Below are 26595 nucleotides of genomic sequence, written 5' to 3'. Positions count from 1 at the left end.
TGATGTTGGGAGGTAGCATCAGATGAATATATCGCCAGCAAGCGTCAGTATCCCAACTGTCGCGCCATCGGTGAACCCGCCAACTGAGCAAGTTGCGCGGGAAAATCGCGTGCGCGAAAAAATTGTTCCGACCAAACAGCCGCCCGCGCTGGATCATGAAAAACCAGCGACGGAGCAAGACAAGCAACTGCGTAATCCGTCGTGGGATCCGTCGCAGCACCCCAATTATTCTTTCGACTATACCCCTGAGTCATTTAAAGACGCAGACTACAACGGCGCCAATGTTGCTAACCGCATTGATGCCATCACACGTAGCGAGCCCGGAGACGAGGCGCGACCAGAAAACGGCTATCCGTTGGGGCTCAAAATGCCTGAAGAGGTGTTGGAGAAAATTGAGCAGCTGCAAAGATTTGAACGCACCCGTGCGGTGGTCGCGATGCGCTACCAGCAAGCGACCGTGGCGAATATGCCATCAGAAGTATTAATTGTGATTTAAGCTCGGTCCGTTGAGCCGATTGACGTTAAAGCCCCGCCAAGACGAACGGGGCTTTTTTGCGTCATTAAGAGCGCTTGGCGCGGGCAAAGGCATCTGCCATGCTCCCGCCGATAGGTTTGGCGGGTTGACGAGGCGCCTTGCGTGAAGGGCGGTGCTGTCCCGCTTTGTGGTTATCGCCTTGTCCTTGGTGTGCACTGTCGCCTGAAGGGGTATCGTCCAAACGCATGGATAAGCCAATCCGTTTGCGTGGTACATCCACCTCCATCACTTTGACTTTAACCACATCTCCGGCTTTGACCACCTCGCGAGGGTCACTGACAAAGCGATTCGATAGGGCGGAGATGTGCACCAAACCGTCTTGGTGAACCCCAACATCGACAAAGGCGCCAAAGTGCGTCACGTTGGTCACTACACCTTCCAGTTGCATACCGGGCTTCAGGTCGCTGACTTGATTGATGCCTTCCGCAAAGGTGGCGGTCTTAAACTCAGGACGCGGGTCGCGGCCGGGTTTTGCCAGCTCGTTAAGCACGTCGGTGACCGTGATTGCCCCAAAGCTGTCATCCGCAAACTCTTTCGCGTTCAGGCCTTGCAAGAAACGGCTGTTACCGACCAGCGCCTCGACGGCTTTGCCAGTTTTCTCCGCAATGCGTTTGACCAAAGAATAGGTTTCTGGGTGAACGCCAGAGCGATCCAGCGGGTTGGCACCATCCATTACCCGTAAAAAGCCCGCGCATTGTTCGAATGCTTTAGGGCCAAGACGCGGCACTTTCAGCAGGGTTTTACGATCGCCAAAGCGGCCATTTTCATCACGAAAAGCGACAATATTTTGCGCCATGGTTTGGCTTAAGCCAGCGACACGAGTCAGGAGTGGCGCCGATGCACTGTTCAGATCCACCCCGACCGCGTTCACACAGTCTTCGACCACAGCATCGAGTTTTTTGGCAAGCTGACTTTGAGAGACATCGTGCTGATATTGGCCTACACCAATCGATTTCGGGTCAATTTTAACCAGTTCGGCCAGTGGGTCTTGCAGGCGGCGGGCGATAGAAACGGCACCACGCAGCGAGACATCAAGGTCGGGAAATTCATTCGCAGCTAATTCCGATGCCGAATACACCGAGGCACCCGCCTCACTGACCATGACGGTCTGAATGGCTAAGCCGGCCTGACTCAGCATGGTTTTGGCAAACGCTTCGGTCTCGCGGGAGGCGGTGCCGTTGCCGATCGCGATGAGGTTGACCTGATGACGTTTAATTAAATTGAGCACCGTTTTGCTCGCCCCATCTACGTCGTGACGCGGAGCGGTAGGATAAATGGTGGCGGTATCGAGCAATTTCCCTGTACCGTCGACCACGGCCACCTTACAGCCGGTACGCAAACCTGGGTCAATACCGAGCGTACAGCGTGGGCCCGCGGGAGCGGCCATCAGAACGTCTTTCAGGTTGGCGGCAAAGACATCAATGGCGTCGCTTTCGGCCCGCTCTTTCAAACTGGCCATAAGCTCAGTCTCAAGGTGCATAAGTATTTTGACTCGCCACGCGAACGCGATAACTTGCTTACGCCAACGATCGGCGGGCGCACTGCCCAAGGATAAGCCGTAATGCTCGGCAATCATGGTTTCGCAGATACTGCCTTTACTGTCTGCTTCTTGGTCTGGGTCAGCGACTAAGGCCAGTTGCAAGACGCCTTCGTTGCGGCCACGTAGCATGGCCAAGGCGCGGTGAGAAGGCACTTTAGCGATCGGCTCTTGATGATCGAAGTAGTCTTTAAATTTCGCCCCAGCCTCTTCTTGGCCTGTGACAACACTTGCGCGTAACACCGCGTATTGGTTGAGATATTGACGAATTTTATCGAGCAAGGCGGCATCTTCAGCGAGGCGTTCCATCATGATGGCGCGGGCGCCGTCGAGTGCTGCCTTGGTGTCGGCGATGCCTTGCTCGGGATTGAGATAGGATTGGGCGAGCGTGTCAGGATCGTGCGACGCGTCTTGCCATAAGGCCTCGGCCAAGGGCGCTAGGCCTGCTTCAATGGCAATCTGTCCTTTGGTACGGCGCTTGGGTTTGTAGGGCAGATAGAGATCTTCCAAGCGGTTCTTGCTGTCCGCCGCCAAAATGTCGCGACGCAAGCTATCGGTTAGTTTACCTTGCTCATCAATCGATTTTAGGATGGTGTCACGCCGAGCCTCCATTTCGCGCAAGTACACTAAGCGTGTTTCCAGCGTGCGCAGTTGGCTGTCATCCAGCCCTTGGGTGGCTTCTTTTCGATAGCGAGCAATAAAGGGGACGGTATTTCCGTCATCGAGCAGCGCAACGGCGGTTGCGACCTGGTTGGGTGAGACATTGAGCTCTTTAGCCAGGGTTTGAGTCAGTTGACTGTGCATGCATATCCTTTTGTAAACAAGCACGGCAGCACCGCAGCACTGCCATTGAATCTGTTTCTTTGACCCTTGTGGTCGTTAAGGTTCCCGTGAGTCGGTCTCGGTTGGGTAAGTGATTGTATTGACGAACCAATGCTTCTCGCCTTCAGGGGTTCGGACCACCACCTCATCATCGACCGCTTTTTTGAGCAGGGCGCGCGCCATGGGCGCATCAATCGAGATGTAGTCTTTACGATCGTAAATCTCATCAGGGCCAACAATCCGAAAGCGTTTGATATCGCCCGCCTCGTTTTCAATTTCTACCCAAGCGCCAAAAAAGACCCGCCCTTCTTGTTGGGGCGAGTAGTCGACAATGGTGAGTTCATTCAGTCGCTTGCGCAGATAACGGACGCGGCGGTCAATTTGTCGCAGCAAGCGCTTGTTGTAGGTGTAGTCGGCATTCTCTGAGCGGTCGCCTAAACTTGCCGCCCAACTGACAATTTTGGTGATCTCTGGGCGTTTTTCATGCCACAGGTGGTCATGTTCCGCTTTGAGTGCGTTAAACCCTTCACGGGTGACCAGTTTGGTTTTCACGCAGCGTCTCCTTAACCCTCGCGAAGCCTCAATAAGTGATGCAATTTCAACGAGCAAATTACAAGAACCGAGCAAGCTTGTCGAGGCAACACTCGGTAACAATTTCTTCGTTGTTTCGTGGCGGAACCATCAGTGTCAATCCGCGCAAATGTGGCAAAATCCGGTATGATTACAGCAATGACTGCTTGATTTGTCGGCAGATAACCGCATTGAGTATGAGGGTTAACCATGCAAGAAAACTATAAAATCCTAGTGGTGGATGATGATATGCGTCTGCGTTCGCTACTGGAGCGTTACCTAACTGAGCAGGGCTTCCAAGTGCGCAGTGTGGCCAATGCCGAACAGATGGATCGCTTGCTCGCGCGGGAAGCCTTTCACCTGATGGTCTTGGATCTGATGCTGCCGGGTGAAGATGGCTTATCTATCTGCCGCCGTTTGCGTCAGGCGAACAACCAATTACCGATTTTAATGCTCACCGCAAAGGGTGATGAAATTGACCGCATTGTCGGATTAGAAGTGGGCGCGGACGATTACTTGCCCAAGCCATTTAACCCACGGGAGCTATTGGCGCGTCTCCGTGCTGTCTTGCGCCGCCAAACCATTGAAGCGCCGGGCGCACCGAGTGCAGACACCAAGGTGGTCGAATTTGGCGAGTTTCGCCTCAATCTCGGTACGCGGGAGATGTTCCGTAATGACGACCCGATGACGTTAACCTCGGGCGAATTTGCAGTCCTTAAAGCCTTGGTGACCAATGCGCGCGAGCCGTTATCACGCGACAAGCTGATGAATATGGCGCGCGGACGTGAGTACTCCGCGATGGAGCGCTCCATTGACGTGCAAATCTCGCGATTGCGGCGCATGATTGAAGAAGATCCGAGCAAGCCACGCTATATCCAGACCGTGTGGGGACTGGGCTACGTGTTTGTCCCTGACGGCGAGGTATAAGCGATGCGGATGTCGCCGCGCACCAACTTTGCCCGCACGCTTTTGATTTTGGCTGGCCTATTGATTGCCAGCCAAGTTTTTTCTTATCTCACCATCGTTAATTATGCCCTGCTCCCCAGCTTGCAGCAGTTTAATAAAATCTTGGCCTTTGAAGTGCGCTTGATGCTAGAAGAGGATTGGACGCTGAGAGACGGGGAAGTGCTGCATTTGGGTGAGCCCGTGCGTCGGCAACTGCTGGAACAAATTGGGGTGACCTTACATGCCCCCAACAGTGACGCCGCAGGCGCCTACCAAGACGCGATGCAGATCGATTATCTCAGTGCGCGGATGAGCGAAGAGCTGGGAACGCCGACCGAAGTGCGCCTTGTCAGCGGTGAAGACAGCTATGTACTGTGGTTAAAGTTTGACGCCATCGATGACTTTTTGATGCGTATTCCGCTTTCCGAACTGCATCAAGATGACTTTGCGCCCCTTTTCCAATACAGCCTGATTATTGCGTTGCTGGTGATTGCAGGTGGTTGGTTGTTTATCAAGATGCAAAATCGCCCACTGGTGACCTTAGAGCGTGCTGCGTTAGATGTGGCTGAAGGCCGGTTTCCTGAGCCTGTCGCTCCAAAAGGCGCCTCTGAAATTCAAGCGGTGACAGTGGCGTTTAATAAAATGTCTGCAGGCATACGTAAACTCGAAGAGGATCGTGCCTTGCTGATGGCAGGGGTGAGCCATGATTTGCGCACGCCGCTGACGCGCATTCGCTTGGCGACCGAAATGATGTCGCCGGACGATGAGTACCTTGCCGATAGCATCACCAAAGACACCGAAGAGTGCAACGAGATCATCAACCAGTTTATGGATTATCTGCGCGCGGTGCAGCAGCAAGACCCTGATCCGGTAGATTTAGCGAGCATTTGTCGTGATGTGGCGAATAGCCAACAGCTGGTGGGTATCGAGATGGATACCGAGTTGCTGCCTTTGTATGGCGAGTTGTATGCCAACTCGGTGGCGCTTAAGCGGGCCGTGACTAACCTAGTGGTTAACGCGGTCCGCTATGGCAACGGCTGGGTACGCATTCGTTGTGGCAGTACCGCCGATCATACCCACCAATGGGTCGAAGTTGAGGACAATGGACCGGGCATTGATGCGAGCCTAGAAGCGTCGCTTTTCCAGCCGTTCACGCGGGGTGATTCGGCTCGTGGTAGCGAGGGAACCGGACTGGGACTCGCCATTGTGAAACGAATTGTAGAACAACTGCGCGGCGATATTCGCTTGTCTTCCCGTACCGAAGGAGGGCTGAGGATCCAGATGACATTTCCGGTCAATCAAGGGCGTACTAAAAGCTAGTGTGCGCGTTGCCACGTTTTCTCCACGGCCTATTCGCGAAGGCGGATAGGCCGACCATACTGTCGTATAGAACTAATACACACACTATGGCCTATGCGACTTTGTTTAGATAAAAACGATCCTACCCCGAAATTTCAGCAATTGATTGAGCAAATCCAGCGTCAGATCGCCAGTGGTGCGCTGCGCTCAGGCGAGCGCTTGCCGTCGGTACGCGTGCCGGCGCAAGAGTTAAAGATGAACCCGATGACGGTCTCGCGCAGTTATCAGCAACTTGCCGAGCAAGGATGGTTAGAGCGAGTGCGAGGCGTTGGGATGAAAGTCAGCCAGCAAGCGCGTCCTGCTGAGCCTCATCAACGGTTGCAATATGTACAAGCGCCATTGGCGCATTTTATTCAGGTGGCCAATCAAGCCGGATATAGCAAATCCGAGGCCATGGCGTTGGTCATGGCCCACTGGGAGAGCGATATCGACGATCATGCGTTGGAATAATGGGTTTTATGGCCAAGCCAACGTGCGATGATTGCGGCGGCGTGTTGCGGATAGTGTTGATGCAGGTGGTGCGCTAACTTCTGTACCTCGGGGATCAGCGCTTGGTCACGCACCAAATCGGCAATTTTAAACTCGGCCAAGCCGGTTTGCCGGGTACCGAGAAGCTCGCCGGGCCCGCGAATATCGAGATCGCGCTGTGCGATCACAAAGCCATCATTGCTCTCGCGCAGGACGCCCAAGCGTTGACTGGCGGTTTTAGACAAAGGGGCATGATACAAGAGCACACAGTGGCTGGCGACGGAGCCTCGACCGACACGGCCCCGTAATTGGTGAAGCTGTGCCAACCCGAGCCGCTCGGGGTTTTCAATGATCATCAAACTCGCATTGGGGACATCGACGCCCACTTCAATCACGGTAGTTGCGACCAACAAATGCAGCTCCCCTTGCTTAAAGGCTTGCATGACGGCTTGTTTTTCCGCCGCTTTCATGCGTCCGTGGACAAGGCCGACGGCAAGATGAGGAAGTGCCGCTTTGAGTGCGGTGGCGGTATCTTCAGCAGCTTGTGCTTCGAGAGCGTCGGATTCTTCAATCAAGGTACATACCCAATACGCCTGGCGGCCTTCACTGCAGGCGGCACTGACACGCGCAATAATGTCATCGCGACGCGTATCTGGCACGGCAACGGTTTGGATTGGCGTGCGTCCCGGGGGGAGCTCATCGATAATCGAGGTATCGAGATCGGCATACGCAGTCATCGCGAGAGTACGCGGGATCGGGGTGGCTGTCATGATCAATTGATGCGGATGCGCCCCTTGTTGCTCGCCTTTCTCTCGTAGGGCGAGGCGTTGGTGAACACCAAAGCGGTGTTGCTCATCAATGATCACCAAGGCTAAATGGTCAAAGTCGACATGGGCTTGAAACAACGCATGCGTGCCGACCACCATTTGTGTTTTGCCATCGGCAACTTGTGCCAGGGTGTCTTCGCGTGCTTTTCCTTTTAACTTGCCAGCCAGCCAACCAACCTGAATCCCCAATGGCTCAAGCCACTGGGAAAAGTTGGTGGCGTGTTGCTCGGCCAAGAGCTCGGTCGGTGCCATCAATGCCACTTGATGGCCTTGCTCAATCGCTTGCAAGGCGGCGAAGACGGCCACCAAGGTCTTGCCCGCGCCGACATCCCCTTGCACGAGGCGCATCATTGGAAATGGTTTAGCTAAATCGGCACTGATCTCGCTCACCACTCGGGTTTGTGCGCCGGTGGGAGTGAAAGGCAGGTTATCTAAAAGACGCTGTCCCAGTGACTGACTGGGCGCGAGCGCAAACCCTTTCACTTGCTGTGCCTGGTGGCGCACAGACAGCATCGACAGGTGCTGGGCAAGGAGCTCTTCAATGATTAAGCGCCGCTGAGCGGGATGTTGACCGGTTAATAGATCCTCTAGCGCGGTATCTGGCGGTGGGCGATGTAATAGGTGCAACGCCTCGCGCAATGAGAGTTGTCGATCGTACAAGCCCTCGGGCAGCAGCTCGTCGACGCCACTTTTATCCAGCAACGCCAGCGCTTGATCGGTCAGGCTGCGCAGGGTCGCTTGGCGCAGCCCTTCGGTGGTGGGATAGACAGGTGTCAGGGTTTCTTCTAGCGCAAGCTCGGTAGGCTCAGAAAAGACTTTATAGTCAGGGTGAATGATTTCTAGGCCATGCTTACCGCGTTTTAGCTCGCCATAGGCCTTCACATGTTTGCCGATGGCGAGGCTGTTTTTCATCGCGGCGTTGAAGTTAAAAAAGCGTAGCGTCAGCGAACCATTGCCATCATGGATCCGCACGGTCAGCATGCGGCGGCGCCCAAACATAGTGTCATTGTGCGTCACTTCACCCTCAACGGTCGCGGTTTGTCCGGGGAGCAAACTGGCGATCGGCCAGACGCGTGTGCGATCTTCATAACGGTACGGCAAGTGAAACAAGACATCTTGAACCGTATACAACCCCAGCTTGGTCAGCTTTTCCGCCATTTTGGCGCCGACACCGGCCAGTGTTTCGACTGAGACAGCATTGAGCATGGATGATCGCATCAAAATAGTCCGTTATTTACTACGTTTGTGTTTGGCTGCCTGCATCGCAGACCACCATGCCTCATCAGCAACGATTTGCCCGTGTTCATCCAGCGGCGGATAGGGCAGCCCTTTTTGTTTGGCCACGCGTGCTAAAACAGGATGGCCCCGTTCAAACAGGATCTTGTGGACTTCTTCGTCCGGAATACGGGTGTGAGCCCGTTGGTACATACCCGCTAATTGGCGCTGTCGCTGGGCCTCATACAGAATAAGAGCACTCGCCACTGACACGTTTAATGACTGTACCATACCCACCATTGGGATGAGGATATCTTGATCCGCCTTATCGAGCGCTTCGCGACTGATGCCTTCTTTTTCTTGGCCTAATACAATAGCGGTAGGGCGGGTGTAATCGACGTCGCGAAAATCGATGGCGGTGTCGGATAAGTTGGTGACTAAGATCTGCATGCCTTGAGCGTGAAGCGCATCAAAGGCTTCGGCAGTCGAATCATGGGTTTGTACATCGACCCAGTTGCGAGAGCCGGCTGAGGTGCCACCCAAAGCGCGCATTTTACTGCCTTTTGGCCAGACGGCATGAAGACGATGTACGCCGACGGCATCCGCGGTGCGAATAATGGCAGAGATATTATTTGGCTTATGGACTTTTTCCATACACACGGTGAGATCAGGCTGGCGCTGAGCAAGCACTTGATGAATTCGTTCAAACCGTTCTGGTGTCATGGTGAGGTTCCGTTAGTTACACAATAGGAGAGAAACAAACTCGCCCACCAAAAGGCGGGCGAGTGATAGCCTGAGCACGAAATGGCAACATGGCTAGTTCTTTTGACGGCTGACCTTGACCACGTTTGGCATCACACGAATGCGGCGCATAATATTGGCAAGGTGAACCCTGTCTGTGGTGGTGAGGCGAACAAAGATGGTGTACAAGCGGCCATCTTTTTCTTCGGTCGTCAGTCCCTGAATATTCGATCCCGTCGCGGCGATGGTGTTGGTTAAATCCGCTAGCGCCCCTTGATGGTTCTGCATATCCACGCGTAGACGAGTACTGAACTCCTGATCGAAATCGTCTGCCCACTCAACAGGCATATATTTATCCGGCTCTTGACGGTAGCCGCGAATGTTTGAGCAGGTTTCACGGTGGATCACCAAGCCTTTACCGGGGCTGACGTGCGCGATAATCGGATCGCCCGGAATAGGGCGGCAACAGTTGGCATAAGTGACCAAGATACCATCTGCGCCACGGATAGGCATTTTCCCGTCCGAAGGTTCCGCGTCCGTGTTTTCATCGTCCAGCAGGCGGCGAGCGATCACGACACTCATTAACTCACCCAAGCCGATCGCGGCGAGCAAATCATCGCTGCTTTCTAGCTTCAGGTCGGTCAAAATCGCATTGAGGCGGTCAGGATCGACATCGGGTAGGTTCTTCTCACCCAGCGCATGGTTGAGCAAACGACGTCCCAATGTGACTGATTCTTCACGGCGCATGGTTTTGAGCACTTGACGGATCTTGGTCCGTGCCCGAGCGGTCACCACATAATTGAGCCATGCGGCATTCGGGCGAGCGCCCGGTGCGGTAATGATCTCAATGGTTTGGCCGTTTTTCAGTGGTTGGCTTAGCGGATACGGTTGACGATTGACTCGCGCGCCGACACAGGTGTTACCCACATCGGTATGAACCGCATAGGCAAAGTCAACGGCCGTGGCGCCCACAGGAAGCTCGACGATACGCCCTTTCGGGGTAAAGACATACAGCTCATCGGGGAAAAGATCGGATTTAACGCTTTCGATAAACTCGAAGGAGTTCCCCGCGCTTTGCTGCAGCTCAATCAAGTTTTGCATCCAGCGCTGAGCACGTTTTTGTGCCGTGGTACCGGATGGACGTTCGGCGCCGCTCTTATACGCCCAGTGCGCAGCGACCCCTTTGTCCGCCATCTGGTCCATGTCTTCAGTGCGAATTTGCACTTCAACTGGCACACCATGCGGACCAATCATTGACGTATGCAGTGATTGATAACCGTTCGCCTTCGGCACGGCAATGTAATCTTTCAAGCGGCCGGGACGTGGTTTATACAAATTATGCATTTGCCCTAAGACGCGGTAACAGGTGTCGAGATCGTCGACGATCACGCGAAAGGCATACAAATCCATAATGGTATGAAAGCGCTGCTCTTTATTCTTCATCTTGTTATAGATGGAATAAAGGTTCTTCTCTCGGCCAAGCACGCGCGCGTTGATCCCGGCATCTTCCAAGCGGCCTTCGATTTCCGCATGGATCTTTTGGATCATTTCTTTGCGGTTGCCCCGCGCTTGCGCAATCACTTTTTTGAGGACGCGATAGCGGTTGGGGTAGAGCGCTTCAAAGCCGAGCTCTTCGAGCTCCACTTTAATATTGTGAATACCGAGGCGGTGAGCGAGTGGGGCAAAAATTTCCAGTGTTTCGCGGGCAATACGGCGACGTTTATCGGGGCGCAGGGCACCCAAGGTACGCATATTATGGGTACGGTCGCTGAGCTTAATCAGAATGACGCGAATGTCATGGGCCATGGCCATGACCATTTTGCGGAAGTTTTCCGCCTGCGCTTCTTTGCGATCGCGAAACTTGAGCTTGTCGAGCTTGGAAACGCCATCCACCAGATCCGCAACCACATCACCAAAGCGTTGTTGCAGATCCTCTTTGGTCACGTCTGTGTCTTCAATCACATCGTGCAGCAACGCCGCCATTAAGGTTTCGCAGTCCAAGCGCATTTCTGCGAGGATCCGCGCAACGGCGATGGGGTGGATGATGTAGGGCTCACCGGTGGAGCGGGTTTGCCCGTCATGGGCATCGCGCGCAACCAGATACGCTTGCCGGAGCGCTTCAAGCTGCGATTCCGGCAAGTATTGGTTCGCGACTTCTTTCAGGCTATCAAAGAGGTACAAACGGCCTGTTCCCTGATGATGACGCGATTAACGGTGACCAGAAATGGTGCTAACAGCGGCCATTTCGGCAGCTTCTTGCTCCTGCTTTTCTTGACGCTCACGCGCGTCTAGCACTTCTTTGTTGATCAGTCCTTCTTCGATCTCACGCAGTGAGATCACGGTGTACTTGTCATTTTCTTCTGGTACTAGAGGATCTTTACCACCCGTTTGCATTTGGCGGGCGCGGCGGGCCGCAACCAGAACGAGATCGAAACGGTTACCAATTTTTTCAACGGCGTCTTGAACAGTTACGCGTGCCATGAAGGACTCCAGCTGTAGTGATAAACAGGTCTTAAAAATGACCGAAAATTATACAAAAGGCGGCCGTCCATTGCTAGCACTGGGTGCGCTGCAATCGAACAAACGCCAATATTCATGATTAGTCGGCCAGCAAGTCGTCAATCATTGCATGATATTTGCTGGCTTGTTTAGGCTGACGCATCCGCTCTGCACGGAGGATCGCTTTAAGATCCATTAATGCGACATCAAAGTCATCATTAATGATCAAATAGTCATATTCAGCATAGTGAGAGATCTCTGAACGTGCTTCTTGCATGCGTTTGGCGATCACCTCTTCGCTATCTTGGCCGCGAGCGGTGAGACGGCGCTCTAACTCTTCGCGGCTAGGCGGCAAAATAAAGATGCTTTTACTGTTCGGCATCTGTTGACGAATTTGCTGCGCCCCTTGCCAATCAATGTCCAAAAAGATGTCGATGCCTTTATTAAGCATCTCTTCAATCCATACGCGCGATGTCCCGTAATAGTTGCCAAAGACTTCTGCGTGTTCCAAAAAGGCGCCTTGATCAATTAAGGCCTTGAATTCTTCTACTGCGACAAAATGGTAATGCACGCCGTTTTCTTCACCGGGACGCATAGCGCGTGTGGTGTGTGAAACCGACACTTTCATGTCATAGCGTGGGTTGTCATTCAGCAGTGCTGAAATCAGGCTTGATTTGCCTGCACCGCTCGGGGCAGAAACAATATAAAGCGTACCTTGACTCATGGATTGATCACTTTAACCGGCTGATGCCAATACCAAAGCATAGCGCAATCGTATTGACGGAGATCGACGAATAGATAGTAGTCTCCCGATGGGAGGCGCGCAGGTTAGCACGAACCGGCGGGGATTTGAACGCTAGAGCGTGAACTTACTGACTCGATACATGTGTGCGCGATTGCCGGTGTGACACAAACTGTGCGCTGAGTCGATAAAGCATGGCTCTGTCTAGAACATGCTTGCATATACGCAATTATTAATGATAATTGTTAGCGTTTGTATTGAGTGGTCGATTTTGGTGTAGGGAGCACATTCAATGATAGGGAGTCAGCAGGCGTTACATCAGGGTGTTACCTCGCTGTATGTGTCACATCAGCGCTGGCTTTCGGGCTTTATTCAGCGACGGATGGGATGCCCGTCAACGTCGGCAGACTTAGTGCAAGATACCTATTTGCGTTTGCTTAACTCTGGCCGTTTGCCTGATACAGACAGTGCGCGTGCTTACCTTACTCATATCGCCAAAGGCTTGATCGTCGATTGGTATCGCCGTCGTCGCGTTGAGCAAGCTTACTTAGACTATCTGCAAGCGCAGCCGGAACGCATGGCCAGCTCGCCCGAGCAACATCAACAAACCATGGAAGCCTTGGTGGCGGTTGATGCGTTATTAGGACATTTACCGGTCAAGGTGCGGCAGGCTTTGCTGATGCGCCAGCTAGAGGGAATGAGCTATAAAGACATCGCAAAGGCGCTTTCTGTCTCGATTTCCTCGGTAGAGAAGTATGTCGCCAAGGCACTGGCGACCTGTGTACTCGCTGCACAAGAGTGATTCATGATGTCATCTTTATCGCCTCACGTGGTTGAACAAGCGGCACAATGGATGGCTCGTATGTGGGCGGACGATGTGTCTGAGCAGGATAAACAGGCGCTATCACAGTGGCGACGTGCTCACCCTCATCATGAAAAGGCATGGCAAGCGCTGGAAGGTGTGCAATCCCAGCTTCAGGATGTCTCGGGACATCATTCGGTCTTATTGCGACAAAGTGGCCTGTCGCGCCGGCGGTTTTTGATGCTTGGTGGCATTGGTATTGGCGCAGGGTGCTTATTGGCATGGCGCTCTAATGCGCATCGTTACGAACAGGGCGTTGCCTTGGCAAGCCGAGTCGGGGAGCTCAAACAGTTCACCTTGCCGGATCAGAGTCGTGTCGCGTTAAACACAGACTCGCGGGTGTGGGTCGATTATCAAGGCGGGAAAAAACAGATTTTCCTTGAGCGCGGTGAAGTGCTGTTCGAAGCGGCATCGCCTTTATCGGTTCTCACCGCCCACGGTCAGGTGTGGGTTGAGGAGCAAGGCCAGCTTGCGGTGCGCCAGTTCACGCGCTTCAGTGCCATACAATTGTTATCGACCAATGCGCGTATTCAGCCGTATCAGGGTCAACGGCGTTACATTCCCGCCGGGCATTCGGTGCAATGCACGGACAATAAGGTGCAGCATCTTGCGCCTTTAGAAACTCACGCGGTGAGCTGGTTGGAGCAAAAACTCGTGGCTGAACGCATGCCGCTTTCGACGCTAGTTGAAGAGCTCTCACGGTATTTCTCAGGCTGGTTGCGCTTAGATGCGCAACTGAATGATCTAACCGTGACGGGGGTATTTTCCACCCGTAATATCCAGCAAACGCTGGCGCATTTAGAAACCATTCTGCCTATTGCCCTGCGCTTTCGCACTGCGCTCTGGGTGCAAATTATTCCAGCCCAATAAAAAATGACACTCATCTTTACGGATCCCACGCCTTCGTTCGGTGTATCGGTTAGTTAATTCACTTAAGTGGAGCCGTATTGTGAAACTGCAGTCATCGATATTGTGTCTATCGTTAACCTTGGGCGTGCCTTTTTATTCCCCCGTTTATGCCCAAACCGACACGGTAAATACCTACCAGATCCCCGCCGGAGAGCTTGATGCGGTATTAAAAGCCTTTGCGCTGGCATCGGGTATCGAATTTCATCTGGATGCGCGTTTGTCCGAAGGTTTTTACAGTGCGGGGCTCGATGGACAGTTTACTCCAGAGCAAGGCCTCAACACCCTGCTGACCAGTACGGGGTTGACGGCACACCGACAAGCCGATGGCAGCTATCAAATTACCGACAGCACAGAGTCGCTGACACTCGATACCCTAGATGTGTCGTTTTCGGAAGGAGAGATTAGTCGCGATGAAGCGGGTAAATATGCTGTTTACGATGACAACCGGTCAACGGTGTACGCGGGCAAAAAAGAGGTTGAGCGATATAAAGGTAAAGATGCGGCTGATCTCTTTAAAGGTATGCCCAATGTGTACAGTGGCGATGCGCGCAACGGCGGAGGCATTGATCCAAATATTCGAGGTGTTCAAGGGCCGGGTCGTGTGCCTGTCCTCATTGATGGTACAGAGCAAGGGCTGACTGTCTGGCGTGGCTATCGTGGTGTCTCGAATCGCAGCTACATTGATCCCAACTTAATTGGTGGTGTGCAGGTGATCAAAGGCCCCAATACTGTGGCGAATGTCAAAACATCCACAGGCGGCGCGGTGGTCGTCAACACCCTCTCTGCACAAGATATTTTGCTGCCGGGAAAAGACTTTGGCGGTGAGTTCTTGATTGAAGGTAGCAACAATGCGGTTGCGCCCACGTTAGGGACCTTATACACAGGGCAAGATTATCGAGACGTCGACGGGTTTCCGTCCACACCCCAATATCCTTACGCCGATCCTTCGCTTTGGCAGCCGATGAGCCACAACAAGAACAACAATCCTTTCTCGGGGGATGACTATGCTTACCGTCTTGCGCTGGCGAAACGAGACGAAAGCATGGAATGGTTGGCTGCTTACGCTTATCGCTATAAAGGCAATTATTATGGTGGCAAACATGATAGTGGTTTTTACAAAAGCGGCGATTCGAAAGAAGCTTATATGACCAAGGTCGACCCAGAGACCTTGGCACTGCGCCATCTGCCGGGCGCGGAAATTCCTAACACGTCCAGCGAAACCGAATCTGTGTTGCTGAAAAGTACATTCCTTTTCGAGGGCGCGCAGCAATTGAGCCTTGGCGCGCGCTACACCGATGCCGAGTATGGTGAAATCATGGCGAGCCGCTCTGGTGACTTAGTCGATGGCAATAAAATGGCGCAATGGCCACTTAGCCGCGTGCGAGCGCAAGCTTACAACCTTGATTATCACTGGTCGCCAAAGGACCCTTGGATTGATTTAACGGCCAAGTTATGGACCACCTACACGGTCAGCGATACCAATACCCGAGGTGGGTTTCCTAACTATGCCAATAACCATGACCTGTTGCCGGGCTACAGCACCCTGTTGCGCAATACTGCTGCGTCCAATGCAAAAGATAGCCGTATTGGCGTGAATATCAGCAATGCCATGGCGTTCAGTGACACCTTATCTATGACTGCCGCAGGACGATATCAATACCGAGAGCAACGTTCTGATGACACTTATGATGCGAACAAAGCCGATGGTTGGGTGCACTTTCCACAAGAAGGGACCTATCAAGAATTTGATGTCAGCTTACAAGCCACTTGGCAGCCACATACCCAATGGACGCTTAACGCTGGTGTGAAGTTTCAAGGCTTTGATGTTAAAGATGACTTCCTTGCCGCGCGCCAAGCCGAAGGGGGAGATACCCTGTTCACGCAGCAGGCTGTCTCGCCGGGGCTTGAAGCCAGCTATAAAGTGCGGGTGTTCTTGAGTGAGGCTGAAATTCAGGCGATACTGGACAGTTATCGTAGAATGCTGGAGGATTTTGGGTTCCCTGAGAGCCAGATATTGGCTGACCTTGCTGAAGAAGAAGCCAAGCTGCGCGAAGAAGGTCAAATTGAAGAGCGCACACAAGCTTGGTTACACGATGGAAACGGTAAATATAGCCGTGCGCAAAACCCCTGTGACCCCGCGAACGGACTATTACCCGACAACTACATTGAAGGGACGTGTCGTGCGACCAATCAATTGAATACCAAAGTGAACATGCGTCCCAAAACACACGATCACGGGCAGGGTTGGTCACCGTTTGCCTCCGTGGCATTTTCTCCCACGCCACAAGACCGTATTTACTACCGCTACAGCCAAATGTTGCGTTTTCCAAGCCTCTTTGAAAGTACACTTAGCTTTTCCGCGTTAAATAATGCGTATACCAGCCTCAAACCCGAAGCAACGGTGAATCACGAGTTAGGCTACATTCATCATTTTACTCGCGGTGATCTGAAACTGGCTTACTTTCACCACCTCACTGAAAACGTGATTGAGCGAGATGACATGCTGCGCTTTAGCAATATTGATTCGCAGACGCTGGCAGGGTTGGAGCTGCAAGCGAACTACGATGATGGTGATTGGTTTGCCGATTTAAATGGCGCTTACATGCTCACCAATCAAGTCTGTGATGAGAGCTCCGTCGTCACACGTTATCGCCCCGACGAGCCAGAATACTATCGCAATTGTCTGTTTGGCGGTTTTCCTGGCGGATATTTAGAATCGCAAGTCCCCCCAGCGTGGTCGACGTCGCTGCAACTGGGCCATCGCTTTTTCAATCGTCAGTTAGAAGCTGGGATCAAAGGCGCGTACCTTGCCAAAGCCAAGTCAGATGAGGTGGTCCAGCGCGACGATACCTTAACGTTTGATGCATTTGCCAATTACCAGCTATCACGCCACATCGCGCTTGAAGTCGTAGGGACCAATTTAACCGATGTCTACCACATTGACCCACTGGTGCGTTCCAGTGTACCGGCGCCAGGGCGCACTATTAAATTGATGCTAAAAGCAAAATTTTAACGACGCGGTTACGGGTTTTCGTTATTCGTTCGGTATAGCGGGTAGATAACCGATATGGCGTATTACGCATGGATAATAAGGACTCAAAATGAAGCGATATTGGATAGGACTGGGCCTGTGGCTCTTGGTCATCACGGTGCATGTGCAGGCGAGTGAATCCACGGCACCTGCGGAGAGCGGGTCAGTGGTGACCGCTTCAGGCTCGCAGGCCACCCATTTGTCCGTTGATGCACTGTCTCCGCTCGGTATGTATCAGGCTGCGGATCCTATCGTTAAAGCGGTCATGCTGATATTGCTGGCGGCTTCAGGCGTGACATGGGCTGTGCTCGTCACTAAGCAGTGGCAACTCGGTCGTGCGCGTCGCCGCTTAGCGCCACTGGTGTCACTTTGCGCTCACGCTGAAAGCTTTGCGGCGGCCAAAGCGGCGGCATCGTGTCATCAGGGCACTGGGCTGGCGTTTCTTAGTGCGGCGCAAACCGAGCTTGCCCTATCCGAACAAGTAGATGCAGTCAGTCAAGGCGTTAAAGAGCGGGTACAAGCACGGTTGGAGCGGGTACAGGTGGCACAGGCTAGCATGATGAATCGCGGCACAGGGGTGCTGGCATCGATCGGGTCCGTGGCTCCCTTTGTGGGGCTGTTTGGTACCGTGTGGGGGATCATGAATGCGTTTATTGGCATTGCGCATACGCAAACGACTAATTTAGCCGTGGTGGCCCCCGGGATTGCTGAAGCCCTACTGGCAACGGCTCTTGGCCTGGTCGCGGCGATCCCAGCAGTGATTGTTTACAACTATTTTACCCGTGCATTGGCTGCGTATCGTGCTCAAATGGGGGATTTAGCGGTGGCTATTTTGGTGCTGGTGAGCCGTGATCTCGACAGTGACTGCAATGCGCAAACTGAACTTGCGTGGCGACAGGCAGGGTAGAGAGATGAGCTTTCAATTTTCCTCGTCAGACCATGAACTACAAGAAAACCATGAGATCAATGTGACACCATTTATCGATGTAATGTTGGTGTTATTGATCATTTTTATGGTTGCGGCCCCGCTTGCAACCGTCAGCGTGCCGGTGGATTTACCCACCTCTTCGGCGAAGCCGAATGCCTCGCCCAGTCAGCCTGTGTATTTGTCTGTAGGCTCTGGACAAATGTTGCAAGTTGATGAGCACCCTGCGTTTTCCCTTGAGGAAGCCAGTCAGAAGTTGCCTCAATGGGTGGCGAACAAACAAACCCGTTTATATTTGCGGGCCGATAAAACCTTGCCTTATCAGTCACTGTTGGAAGTGATTAATACGCTTAGTCAAGCGGGTTATCAGCAAGTCGGGCTGGTGGGTATTGCGCAGTCAGCATCGAGTTCCTCATGACGGTATTGGCTGGGTTGCCGCAAGGCTTTGAGTTAGACCGCACGCGAAAAGGCTGGTTGGTGGGGGCGGCAGTGAGCGTCAGTCTCCACCTTGGGATGGCGATCGCGTACTTTTGGACACCGGCGCGCACGCTCGCACCGCCTCCCGCCGCGGTGCCGATTGCTATTTCTGTCATCGCACCAGACGTGTCTGCCCCAAAGGTGGAAAAGCACGATGTGAAAGAGGGCAAACCGCAACGCGCCAGTCAGCCTGCTCATGCATCTGAGACGGTGCCGGAAAAAGTGATGCCGACGCCAAACGCGACGCCTATGGTTGAAGATAAAGAAAATGCGCAAGTCCAAAAACAACCGCAGTCTGTCTCACGTCCTGCCAAGAAGCCGCCTAAAGCGGTAGAGACGAAAAAAACGGTTGAGACCCACAAGGTGCAAATGACTGAGCCTCGCCCTAAACCAAAGGAAAGCCCCAAAACGTCACGTGCGTCGTCGGTCGCGCAAGAGGCGAGGGCGCCGAAACATGTTGACGCGCCAACACACAGTGAAAAAGTGACTGGCCCAGCGCAAGGACAGCTAACCGTAAAGGGGAAGGTTGCCAAGTTGAATTGGCAGCGACGGGTTCACGCGCATTTGGCGCACTATAAGCGCTATCCTCGATTTGCTCGGCGACTTAAGCAGCAAGGCTCGCCTCGGGTTACCTTTACCGTTAATCGCCAAGGCGAGGTGCAATCGGTCAAACTCCAAACCTCGAGCCACTTTGAGAGTTTGGACGAAGAGGCTAAGGCGCTGGTACAGCGTGCGTCTCCGTTGCCGACGCCGCCAGATGCCTTGCCGGGACTGACAATAACGGTCACTGTTCCTGTTCGTTTTTCACTGTAAAAATAAGGGGATAGCTTTTTCGTGAACACGATGACAAAGGTTCACTCTCGCTTGCTAACCTGTTAGGCTGCTCCCGCAATTCGCTTCGGGGTTGATTTCTATCGAGTCGCCCCGATATGGAACTGTATTCCACTCAATGCCCGTTTGGGGCCCCAAAAAGAGAGAAGATATCACCAGAAAACGAATGACATGAAGGAGGTGTCAATAATGGCAGCGATAGCCGATGTATATCCCTCACGCGTCAATGGTAAAGAAACGCTTTCCCCACGCTTAGATCCGGTTGTTTACGGCCGTGTGCAACCCAAGGTACCGCATAGCTTAAGTCAGCAAGAGCTGGATACGTTTGAGCGCCAAGGCTTTTTGGTGATGAATGACTATATGCCGGAAATGGTGGCACCACTTAAACGCGAGGTTACCCGCCTACGTGATGATATGGCTGGCCATGAAGAGCTATATACCGAGCCGGATAGCGACGAGCTGCGCACCATTTTTAAACCCTTTGCCTACAGTGACTTAATTGATCGCTTCTCGCGCGATCCGCGCATTCTCAATAAAGTACGACAAATTTTGGGCTCGGACGCGTATTTGATGCAATCACGCGTCAATATTAAACCGGCGTTTAAAGGTAAGTCGTTTCCTTGGCATTCTGACTTCGAGACTTGGCACGTTGAGGATGGAATGCCACGGATGCGAGCGGTTACCGTCTGGCTGATGCTCACGGATAACACCGAGCACAATGGGCCGTTGTACGTCATCCCCGGCTCGCATCATCACTATGTGTCTTGTGAAGGCAGTACCGGCGAGAAAAACTATCAGCAGTCGCTGAAAAAACAAATGCTGGGCGTGCCTAAACCAGAGACCATGGAGACGTTGCTCGATGATAAGGGCGTTGCCTCCGTCACGGGTAAAGCTGGCACCTTGGTGTTCCATGACTGCAACTTAATGCACGGTTCACCTGATAATATCGCCAATGATCCACGCTCGATTTTAATGTTTGTCTATAACAGTGTGGAGAATAAACCAGTGACGCCCTTTAGTGGTTTACCACCACGCCCGCACTATCTCTCTAACCCAGACCAACGCCCATTGCAGGCGGTTGAGTCACTTTGGCCGCTGGCCTCTTAATCGTGCTAACGCCCACCTTTTTCGGTGGGCGTTTTGAGTTTGTTTTCTCTTTAAAACAGGCTTTTGCTATGCTGTCTCGATAATTGAACAAGTGTTTAATTATCTCGCCAATTTCAACGACATTAAGGAGTACCCGTTGAATACAACATCAAAAGCGACCCTGAGCTTGACCGTTGCCGCACTGAGTGTGGCCAGTGCCTTATCTTTCTCTTCTTCAGTTCAAGCCAGTGACAGTGCGCTTAGCGAAAAGCTTGGCATTGCCGATCACGCCGTTATTGCCCACCGTGGTGATTCCTACAACGCCCCCGAGTCCACGCTGCCTGCGTATCAGCTCGCGTGTGAAGTGGGTGCCGATTACCTAGAGCTTGATCTGCAGCGCACCAAAGACGGCAAATTGATTGCTGTGCATGACGATAACCTCAAGCGCAATACTAATATCGAGACGGTCTACCCTGAGCGTGCCGACGATCCGGTCAATACCTTTACATGGGCAGAGCTGGAAAAACTGGATGCGGGTAGCTGGTTTAATGAATCATACCCAGAGCGCGCGCGTGAAAGCTTCCGTGGCTTGAAGCTTGTCACCTTAGACCAAGTGCGTGAAATCGCTGAAGGCTGTGCGCATCAGCCCGGTCTGTATATCGAGACCAAGGTGCCAGAGTTCTTCCCAGGCATTGAGAAAGATTTGAAAGACGATCTGACCAAGCATGGCTGGCTAGATGACGATGCCAAGGGCAAAGTGATCCTACAAACTTTTAATAAATCGAGCCTTGAAACGCTGCAAAGCGTGATGCCAACCGTGCCAAAAATCTTGCTGCTTTGGGCGGGTGATGGCTACATTCCCACCAAGGACAGTGCGCCGAAAGCAGACGATGAGTCTTACGCCGAGTACTATGCGCGCCAAGAAGTGGCTTCGAAAGAAGGCTACGCAGAATGGTTGGATTATGCCAAACAGCATGGCGCGATCGGTGTGGGTCCATCCACTATCCAAACGCAGCACGATGATGCATGGTCAAGCCAGTTTAGCTACATGGAGCTTGCAGCGCCTTGGATGGTAGAGATGAGCCATGAGAAAGACTTGCTGATGCATGTTTACACCGTGGATCAAGCTGTAGATTTTGAGCGCTATCGTGACCGTGGTGTGGATGGCTTTTTCACCAACCGTCCTAACCTTGCGGTGAAAACGCTCTCTGGCGGTGAAGGCAAAGATATTCAAGCGACACTGACCAAGCTGGGTTATTAGTCCCGTATGCGCTAAGCGCATTGTGTTCACAAGCCCGCCCTGTTGTGGCGGGCTTTTTAGTGGTATCTCGTCGATGATAGTGGTGACTGTTGAGTCAGTTTAGAGGGGCTTGCGCGTCATAAGCTTAGCCATTGCGCGTCGATACATACCATAAGCCACTGCGCCAGCGAGAATATTGCCGACTAAAGCGCCCACAAATAAGCCATATAACTCAGCCACTTGCGCGCCCAACCATAAGCATGGCAAGAAAAATGCGAACAGACGAAGGGCGGAGATGGTCAAGGCGGTGTATGAACGGCCTAATGCATTAGTAATGGAGACCATCAACATGCACACGCCCAAAGCGCCTAAGCTAAACGGTACTAGGGTCAGGTGCCAATGCAAAATGTCAGTCACTTGCTGATCGCTTGTCATGAGTTGGGCGAGTGGATCGGCGGCAAACCAGGTCACTACAGCGATCAGCAATTGAAAGCCTAAGACAAACTGACAGGCCAGTTTCACCAAATGACGGATCTCGGTGAGATCACCTTTACCCAATAAGCGACCCACCATAGGTGGCATCGACATGGTTAGTGCAAGCACAGATACAATCGCAAAAAATTCAAAGCGAGATCCCAGCGCCCATGCCGCAACTGCCGTAGGACCAAAGCCGGCGAGTAGCTTGGTTGCCAGCATGGACGAGACGGGCGGTAGCAGCTGACTTATCATCGCCGGCCCCATAATATGGCCGATGGATTTGACGCTTTTGGCAATGTCTAAATCGTGCCATGCCATCGAGATCCAACCTTTGCGAATAACCCGTGGCGCGACAATGACCACACCGCTACCAAAAGCGATCAGGGTTGCGACGGCAGCGCCATTTATGCCCCAATCGAGCCAGAAAATGAACACAGGATCGAGGACCAAGTTTAACAGGCTGGTGACCACCATCATGGAGCCGGGCAGCAAGGTGTTTCCGTTGGCTCGCGCAATACTGTAAAAGAAATACAGCACCGCCCCCGCCCAAGCACTGACCAGCCAAATAATCCAATAACTGTCAATCACCGGAAATACGCTCTGAGGGGCATCGAGTAGCATCAATATCGGGTGACGTAGCGCATACAAAAGCAAGGCGAAACCCGCGACACCGAGTGTGCCCATAAGGAGGATTAAGCCGCCGAGTTGCTTGGCGTAATTGCACTTATCCGCGCCGAGCGCGCGTGAAATGACCGCGGTCGTGGCAATACCTAACCCGACCTGAATCCCGATAATGATCATTTGAATGGGCAAGGTAAAGCCTTGCGCAGCAAGGGGAAGCACCCCAAGTTGGCCGATAAATGCACTGTCGACTAACTGAAAACTCATCAGTGACAGCACCCCGAATAGCATGGGCAGGGTGGTAGAAAACAAGCGCTTTGCGCGAGAGACAGACTCCATCAGGCACTCTTTGGGTTATTAGGGTGAAAAAAAACCGAGCATCTACATGCTCGGCATAACCCAACCAATTGTAGAGGATTACTGGAAATTACCAACCCTCTTCCTGTAGGGACATTAGTCGCTATCGGTGCGTAAAGCCAGCTGGCTTGCGAGATAGGTATAGGTTCTGGCATACATGGCAGCACGGGTCGCGTTGTTTGAGGCGCCCGCATGACCCCCTTCCATGTTTTCATAGTAAAGAACGTCGTGGCCCATCGCCTGCATTTTGGCCACCATTTTACGTGCGTGAGCAGGATGAACTCTGTCATCGCGGGTTGAGGTGGTGAATAGCACGCGAGGATAAGCTGTATCCTGACTGAGGTTGTGATAGGGCGAGTACGTTTTAAGGTAGGCCCAATCTGCTTCGGTATCAGGATTGCCGTATTCCGCCATCCAACTGGCTCCCGCCAATAGCTTATTGAAACGTTTCATGTCCAACAATGGCACCTGGCAAACCACGGCTTGATAGAGCTCTGGACGACGTGTCACGGCAGCGCCGACCAGCAGGCCACCATTGCTGCCACCTTGAATACCAAGGTGGGCAGGTGTGGTGATTTTTTTGTTAATCACATCTTCTGCGACGGCCTCAAAATCTTGGTAGGCTTTGTGTCTTTGATGTTTGAGTGCCGCAAGGTGCCAAGCAGGGCCATACTCACCGCCACCGCGAATGTTGGCGAGGACATAAACCCCACCTTTTTCTAGCCAGTTTTTACCAAGTAACGCACTGTAGTGGGGGGTTAGACTCACTTCAAAGCCACCGTATCCGTACAACAAGGTTGGATTTTTACCATCGCGTTTTAAGGCTTTGGAGGCCACCAAAAAGTAGGGGACTTGTGTGCCATCTTTAGAGGTCGCAAAGTGTTGCTCGACGACTAAATCATTGGCGTCAAATTTAGGTGGCGTTGATTTTAGACGTCGCGTCTCATGCGACTGAGCGTCTACCCGGTAGATAGAAGGCGGCGTTAAGAAGCTTGATACGTCAACGAAAAAGTCATCATGCTCTGGCGAGGTGTTGAATACACGCATATGGGTGTTTTCTTCGAGTGCAACAGGCTTTTGTTGCCAATCCCCTTTGGCGTCTTTATGCAACACGCGAATACGTGAACTGACATCATTCAGCTCGCTGACAATGATATGGCGTGCCGTGAAATCAACGGACTCGATACTGGTTTTTGTGTCGGGAGCAAGAAATGCTTGATAGTGTGGCTGTACTGCCGTTAGGTCAGTCAACGCAGCAGAGAGGATACTGCCCTGTTGGAAACGGGTGTCGCCTTGGTGAAAGTCTGACTTGAGCTGGAAGAACAAAGCGCCTTCAAAGTAGCCGAGGATCTCACTGTCAGCGGGCAGAGTGAGGGGGCGTAGGGTGTTCTTGTCGAGCCAGAATGTTTGTTGGCGATAAAAGGTTTCGCCTTCACGGACGAGTGTCACCCTTGAGTGGGCATCTCGCAATGTGAACATACCGACGGAGACGGAGCGAGGGCTCCCTTCATAAACCACAGGTGCGTCTTTGAGTGAGGTACCGCGTTGCCATTTTTTGACGAGGCGTGGATAGCCTGAATCTGTCAATGTTCCTTCACCAAAATCCGTTGCCACGAGTAAGTGATCATTATCCAACCAGGTAATGTCGCTTTTGGCCTCGCTGAGTGAAAAGCCATCGGCAATAAATTGTTTGGTCGTGAGGTCGAATTCGCGTTTAACTGTGGCGTCGGCGCCACCGCGCGAGAGTGCTACCATGCAGCGTTGGTAGGCAGGTGCATAGCAATCGACGCCCTTAAGTACCCAGTCTTCACCTTCTGCTTTAGCGAGTGCATCGACATCAATGACGGTTTCCCATTCAGGCTTTTCTTTCGCATAACTATCGGGCGTGGTACGTCGATAGAGACCTTTGACATGGGTATCATCCTGCCAAAAGTTGTAATAGTAGTCGCCACGACGAGACGGATAGGCGAGACGGTCAGTGGCATTTAATACATCAAGGCTATCTTGGTAGAAGGTCGAGTAACTTGGGTGGCGGGTAAGCGTGTCGTTTGTCGAGGCATTCTGTTTTTTTACCCAAGTAAGGGCTTGCTCGCTCTCAACCTCTTCCAGCCATAAAAAGGGATCGGCGTGATCAGCGCCGTGTGCTGTGCCGAGGGTCATGGCCAACGCTGCGGCACTGAGTGTGGGAGTTTTCATTGTCGTTTTCCTTCTCAATAGGAGTTTTGCTCAGTCCATGAGGATAAAAAAAGCCGAGCAAAAAAGGAGCTCGGCATAAAAGAAAAGCAGTGGTGTTGCCATGGTTAGCTATTCGTCAAGAACGCAATCCAAGGGGAAGCCATGGGCTTAAGTTCGTTCGACTTCGCCGCTTGTTGCATGGCTTTGAGTGCAGCTGCGTTGTTCTCCAACTCGAAGTAGGCCATCCCTTTTAAGTACTCCAGCTCAGCAGCAACATCGAAGGGAACACCCTGTTTATCCGACGCAAAGTCAATAATGTTCTTATACTGTTGGTCTTGGATCATTAAGCGAGCGATCTTGAGTTTGGTTTTCGGATCGGCGTCCAACGCATAGGCTGCACGATAACTGGTAATCGCTTTAGTGAGTTCTTTCGCTTGGTGCCAATACTGGCCAAGCTTTTCTAAGTGCTCACTGGTTTTTTCTACCGTGCCCTTTTCTATCTCCTTGGCCAGTGTCGTAGCGGCACGAAAAGGAATAGATTGATAGGCTAAAAAGTCAGTGAGCCTGAGGATTTCTTTTTCCTCATCGAGCAAGCCGAGCTTATAAGCGGACTCAAGCGCTGCAAGTGCTTTACCATCCTTACCGCGCTCCATTTCTATTCCCGACAGTTGCTTCCAATACTGTTTTTTCTCTGGGAATAGCTCGGTCAACGTGGTCAGGACGTTGGCAGTGTTTGCCAAATCATTGGTTTGATAATAGGCAGACATGAGCATCATATACCAAGACTCACTCGGCTTATCGCTGAGGGCGATGGCCTGCTTTATCTCGGGGATCGCTTGCTTAAACTGCTCTTGTTGTACATAGGCACTCGCCAATGTCATGTAGCTCATGGCATCTGGCTTTTCCTCTCCTTCACTCAGTTGAATTTGAAACCACTGCTTCATCAGCGCAATCGTGTTAGCAAATTTCTCCTGTACCATATAGAGCTGAGCCAGGCTGTATCTGACTTGCTGTGCGACAGCTACAGGCAAAGCATCAATCTTTAGCGCTTGCGCAAAGTACTCGGTCGCTTTCGCGTAGTTATCTTCAATTGAGTAAATATAACCAAGCTGCTGAAGTAGCACGGCTTGGTCATATTTCTTATTACCACTGCGATCAAGGGCGCTCTCAAGCTCTGCCTTTGCATCTTGATAGGCCTCGTTAGCGATGTACTTTTGCACTTTATTGACGGTGCGATACGTCCGGTCCGATAGCTCCGGGTTATTGGCACCATAGGACACGCTTGAAAGGCTCAAAGCAAACAGCGCTAAAGCCAACATCCGTGTTAATGTGTTTTTCATGATG

At 52.4% G+C, this 26595-nt stretch carries 22 protein-coding genes; 12 read left to right on the top strand and 10 right to left on the bottom strand.

Annotated features, from left to right (window positions below; all coding sequences use genetic code 11):
• The first annotated feature begins 22 nt into the window (after positions 1–22).
• Positions 23–496, top strand: a complete 474-nt coding sequence (locus tag BGK46_RS09980; protein WP_069589003.1) for an ATP-dependent Lon protease — start codon at positions 23–25, stop codon at positions 494–496.
• A gap of 64 nt (positions 497–560) precedes the next feature.
• On the opposite strand, the gene BGK46_RS09975 is transcribed toward BGK46_RS09980, so the two are convergent.
• Positions 561–2876 (bottom strand): Tex family protein, encoded by a 2316-nt coding sequence (locus tag BGK46_RS09975; RefSeq protein ID WP_069589000.1) that lies wholly within the window; start codon positions 2874–2876, stop codon positions 561–563.
• A 75-nt stretch (positions 2877–2951) separates the two neighbouring features.
• Positions 2952–3446, bottom strand: coding sequence for a transcription elongation factor GreB (greB, locus tag BGK46_RS09970; RefSeq protein WP_069588996.1), 495 nt, complete (start codon positions 3444–3446; stop codon positions 2952–2954).
• 228 nt (positions 3447–3674) lie between these two features.
• On the opposite strand from greB, the gene ompR reads away from it, so the two are divergent.
• The 3 genes from ompR to BGK46_RS09955 all read left to right on the top strand — a co-directional run bounded on the left by ompR (position 3675) and on the right by BGK46_RS09955 (position 6218).
• Positions 3675–4391 (top strand): two-component system response regulator OmpR, encoded by a 717-nt coding sequence (ompR, locus tag BGK46_RS09965; RefSeq protein ID WP_069588994.1) that lies wholly within the window; start codon positions 3675–3677, stop codon positions 4389–4391.
• 3 nt (positions 4392–4394) lie between these two features.
• Positions 4395–5729: a two-component system sensor histidine kinase EnvZ gene (envZ, locus tag BGK46_RS09960; RefSeq protein ID WP_069588992.1), complete on the top strand. Its 1335-nt coding sequence runs from the start codon at positions 4395–4397 to the stop codon at positions 5727–5729.
• Between the two features lie 93 nt (positions 5730–5822).
• Positions 5823–6218: a GntR family transcriptional regulator gene (locus BGK46_RS09955; protein ID WP_069588990.1), complete on the top strand. Its 396-nt coding sequence runs from the start codon at positions 5823–5825 to the stop codon at positions 6216–6218.
• Here the strand turns inward: BGK46_RS09955 and recG are convergent.
• From recG to gmk, 5 genes are all read right to left on the bottom strand, one after another.
• Positions 6203–8281 carry an ATP-dependent DNA helicase RecG gene (recG, locus tag BGK46_RS09950; RefSeq protein ID WP_069588986.1) on the bottom strand — a complete coding sequence of 693 codons (2079 nt, stop codon included), beginning with the start codon at positions 8279–8281 and terminating at the stop codon, positions 6203–6205. The genes BGK46_RS09955 and recG overlap by 16 nt on opposite strands.
• 12 nt (positions 8282–8293) lie before the next feature.
• The gene (gene trmH / locus BGK46_RS09945; protein WP_069588985.1) at positions 8294–9001 is read right to left on the bottom strand and encodes a tRNA (guanosine(18)-2'-O)-methyltransferase TrmH; all 708 of its coding nucleotides are present in this window, start codon (positions 8999–9001) and stop codon (positions 8294–8296) included.
• 93 nt (positions 9002–9094) lie between these two features.
• A complete protein-coding gene (gene spoT, locus BGK46_RS09940; protein ID WP_069588984.1) occupies positions 9095–11200 on the bottom strand; it encodes a bifunctional GTP diphosphokinase/guanosine-3',5'-bis pyrophosphate 3'-pyrophosphohydrolase in 2106 nt (701 codons plus the stop codon).
• A gap of 27 nt (positions 11201–11227) precedes the next feature.
• On the bottom strand, positions 11228–11500 hold the full coding sequence (gene rpoZ, locus BGK46_RS09935) for a DNA-directed RNA polymerase subunit omega (RefSeq protein WP_069588983.1): 273 nt from the start codon (positions 11498–11500) through the stop codon (positions 11228–11230).
• Between the two features lie 118 nt (positions 11501–11618).
• A complete protein-coding gene (gene gmk, locus BGK46_RS09930) occupies positions 11619–12242 on the bottom strand; it encodes a guanylate kinase (RefSeq protein WP_069588981.1) in 624 nt (207 codons plus the stop codon).
• A gap of 310 nt (positions 12243–12552) precedes the next feature.
• Between gmk and BGK46_RS09925 the strand changes: the two genes are divergently transcribed.
• The 8 genes from BGK46_RS09925 (at position 12553) to BGK46_RS09890 (ending at position 21642) form a co-directional block, all read left to right on the top strand.
• A complete protein-coding gene (locus tag BGK46_RS09925; protein ID WP_069588980.1) occupies positions 12553–13062 on the top strand; it encodes a sigma-70 family RNA polymerase sigma factor in 510 nt (169 codons plus the stop codon).
• Positions 13063–13065: 3 nt separating this feature from the next.
• Positions 13066–13992 (top strand): DUF4880 domain-containing protein, encoded by a 927-nt coding sequence (locus BGK46_RS09920; RefSeq protein WP_069588978.1) that lies wholly within the window; start codon positions 13066–13068, stop codon positions 13990–13992.
• A 79-nt stretch (positions 13993–14071) separates the two neighbouring features.
• Positions 14072–17044: a TonB-dependent receptor gene (locus BGK46_RS09915; RefSeq protein ID WP_139130764.1), complete on the top strand. Its 2973-nt coding sequence runs from the start codon at positions 14072–14074 to the stop codon at positions 17042–17044.
• Between the two features lie 88 nt (positions 17045–17132).
• Positions 17133–17969: a tonB-system energizer ExbB gene (gene exbB / locus BGK46_RS09910; RefSeq protein ID WP_084781384.1), complete on the top strand. Its 837-nt coding sequence runs from the start codon at positions 17133–17135 to the stop codon at positions 17967–17969.
• A gap of 4 nt (positions 17970–17973) precedes the next feature.
• The gene (locus tag BGK46_RS09905; protein ID WP_069588974.1) at positions 17974–18405 is read left to right on the top strand and encodes a biopolymer transporter ExbD; all 432 of its coding nucleotides are present in this window, start codon (positions 17974–17976) and stop codon (positions 18403–18405) included.
• The gene (locus tag BGK46_RS09900; protein WP_069588973.1) at positions 18402–19277 is read left to right on the top strand and encodes an energy transducer TonB; all 876 of its coding nucleotides are present in this window, start codon (positions 18402–18404) and stop codon (positions 19275–19277) included. Before BGK46_RS09905 ends, BGK46_RS09900 begins: the two co-directional genes overlap by 4 nt.
• Positions 19278–19484: 207 nt before the next feature.
• Positions 19485–20402: a phytanoyl-CoA dioxygenase family protein gene (locus BGK46_RS09895; RefSeq protein ID WP_069588972.1), complete on the top strand. Its 918-nt coding sequence runs from the start codon at positions 19485–19487 to the stop codon at positions 20400–20402.
• Positions 20403–20538: 136 nt separating this feature from the next.
• Positions 20539–21642, top strand: a complete 1104-nt coding sequence (locus BGK46_RS09890; protein WP_069588970.1) for a glycerophosphodiester phosphodiesterase — start codon at positions 20539–20541, stop codon at positions 21640–21642.
• A 99-nt stretch (positions 21643–21741) separates the two neighbouring features.
• Here BGK46_RS09890 and BGK46_RS09885 read toward each other — a convergent pair whose 3' ends face one another.
• The 3 genes from BGK46_RS09885 to BGK46_RS09875 form a co-directional block, all read right to left on the bottom strand.
• A complete protein-coding gene (locus BGK46_RS09885; protein ID WP_069588968.1) occupies positions 21742–23058 on the bottom strand; it encodes an MATE family efflux transporter in 1317 nt (438 codons plus the stop codon).
• A 114-nt stretch (positions 23059–23172) separates the two neighbouring features.
• Positions 23173–25272, bottom strand: a complete 2100-nt coding sequence (locus tag BGK46_RS09880) for a prolyl oligopeptidase family serine peptidase (RefSeq protein ID WP_069588966.1) — start codon at positions 25270–25272, stop codon at positions 23173–23175.
• Between the two features lie 104 nt (positions 25273–25376).
• Complete coding sequence (locus BGK46_RS09875) at positions 25377–26591, bottom strand: tetratricopeptide repeat protein (RefSeq protein WP_108743098.1); 1215 nt, start codon at positions 26589–26591, stop codon at positions 25377–25379.
• Positions 26592–26595 lie beyond the last annotated feature (4 nt).

It is taken from the genome of Salinivibrio sp. SS2 (assembly GCF_001722075.1).
Classification (GTDB): Bacteria; Pseudomonadota; Gammaproteobacteria; order Enterobacterales; family Vibrionaceae; genus Salinivibrio; species Salinivibrio proteolyticus.
Note: the sequence above shows the minus strand (reverse complement) of the source record. Positions and strands in the feature narration are given on the sequence as shown.

Coding starts and splice junctions, on each gene's coding strand:
- recG (WP_069588986.1), bottom strand. CDS start 8,281: ATGCGATCATCCATGCTCAATGCTGTCTCAGTCGAAACACTGGCCGGT.
- BGK46_RS09885 (WP_069588968.1), bottom strand. CDS start 23,058: ATGGAGTCTGTCTCTCGCGCAAAGCGCTTGTTTTCTACCACCCTGCCC.
- BGK46_RS09905 (WP_069588974.1), top strand. CDS start 17,974: ATGAGCTTTCAATTTTCCTCGTCAGACCATGAACTACAAGAAAACCAT.
- BGK46_RS09955 (WP_069588990.1), top strand. CDS start 5,823: ATGCGACTTTGTTTAGATAAAAACGATCCTACCCCGAAATTTCAGCAA.
- BGK46_RS09975 (WP_069589000.1), bottom strand. CDS start 2,876: ATGCACAGTCAACTGACTCAAACCCTGGCTAAAGAGCTCAATGTCTCA.
- BGK46_RS09875 (WP_108743098.1), bottom strand. CDS start 26,591: ATGAAAAACACATTAACACGGATGTTGGCTTTAGCGCTGTTTGCTTTG.
- envZ (WP_069588992.1), top strand. CDS start 4,395: ATGCGGATGTCGCCGCGCACCAACTTTGCCCGCACGCTTTTGATTTTG.
- BGK46_RS09920 (WP_069588978.1), top strand. CDS start 13,066: ATGATGTCATCTTTATCGCCTCACGTGGTTGAACAAGCGGCACAATGG.
- BGK46_RS09895 (WP_069588972.1), top strand. CDS start 19,485: ATGGCAGCGATAGCCGATGTATATCCCTCACGCGTCAATGGTAAAGAA.
- BGK46_RS09900 (WP_069588973.1), top strand. CDS start 18,402: ATGACGGTATTGGCTGGGTTGCCGCAAGGCTTTGAGTTAGACCGCACG.
- gmk (WP_069588981.1), bottom strand. CDS start 12,242: ATGAGTCAAGGTACGCTTTATATTGTTTCTGCCCCGAGCGGTGCAGGC.
- BGK46_RS09880 (WP_069588966.1), bottom strand. CDS start 25,272: ATGAAAACTCCCACACTCAGTGCCGCAGCGTTGGCCATGACCCTCGGC.
- exbB (WP_084781384.1), top strand. CDS start 17,133: ATGAAGCGATATTGGATAGGACTGGGCCTGTGGCTCTTGGTCATCACG.
- trmH (WP_069588985.1), bottom strand. CDS start 9,001: ATGACACCAGAACGGTTTGAACGAATTCATCAAGTGCTTGCTCAGCGC.
- BGK46_RS09980 (WP_069589003.1), top strand. CDS start 23: ATGAATATATCGCCAGCAAGCGTCAGTATCCCAACTGTCGCGCCATCG.
- ompR (WP_069588994.1), top strand. CDS start 3,675: ATGCAAGAAAACTATAAAATCCTAGTGGTGGATGATGATATGCGTCTG.
- BGK46_RS09925 (WP_069588980.1), top strand. CDS start 12,553: ATGATAGGGAGTCAGCAGGCGTTACATCAGGGTGTTACCTCGCTGTAT.
- rpoZ (WP_069588983.1), bottom strand. CDS start 11,500: ATGGCACGCGTAACTGTTCAAGACGCCGTTGAAAAAATTGGTAACCGT.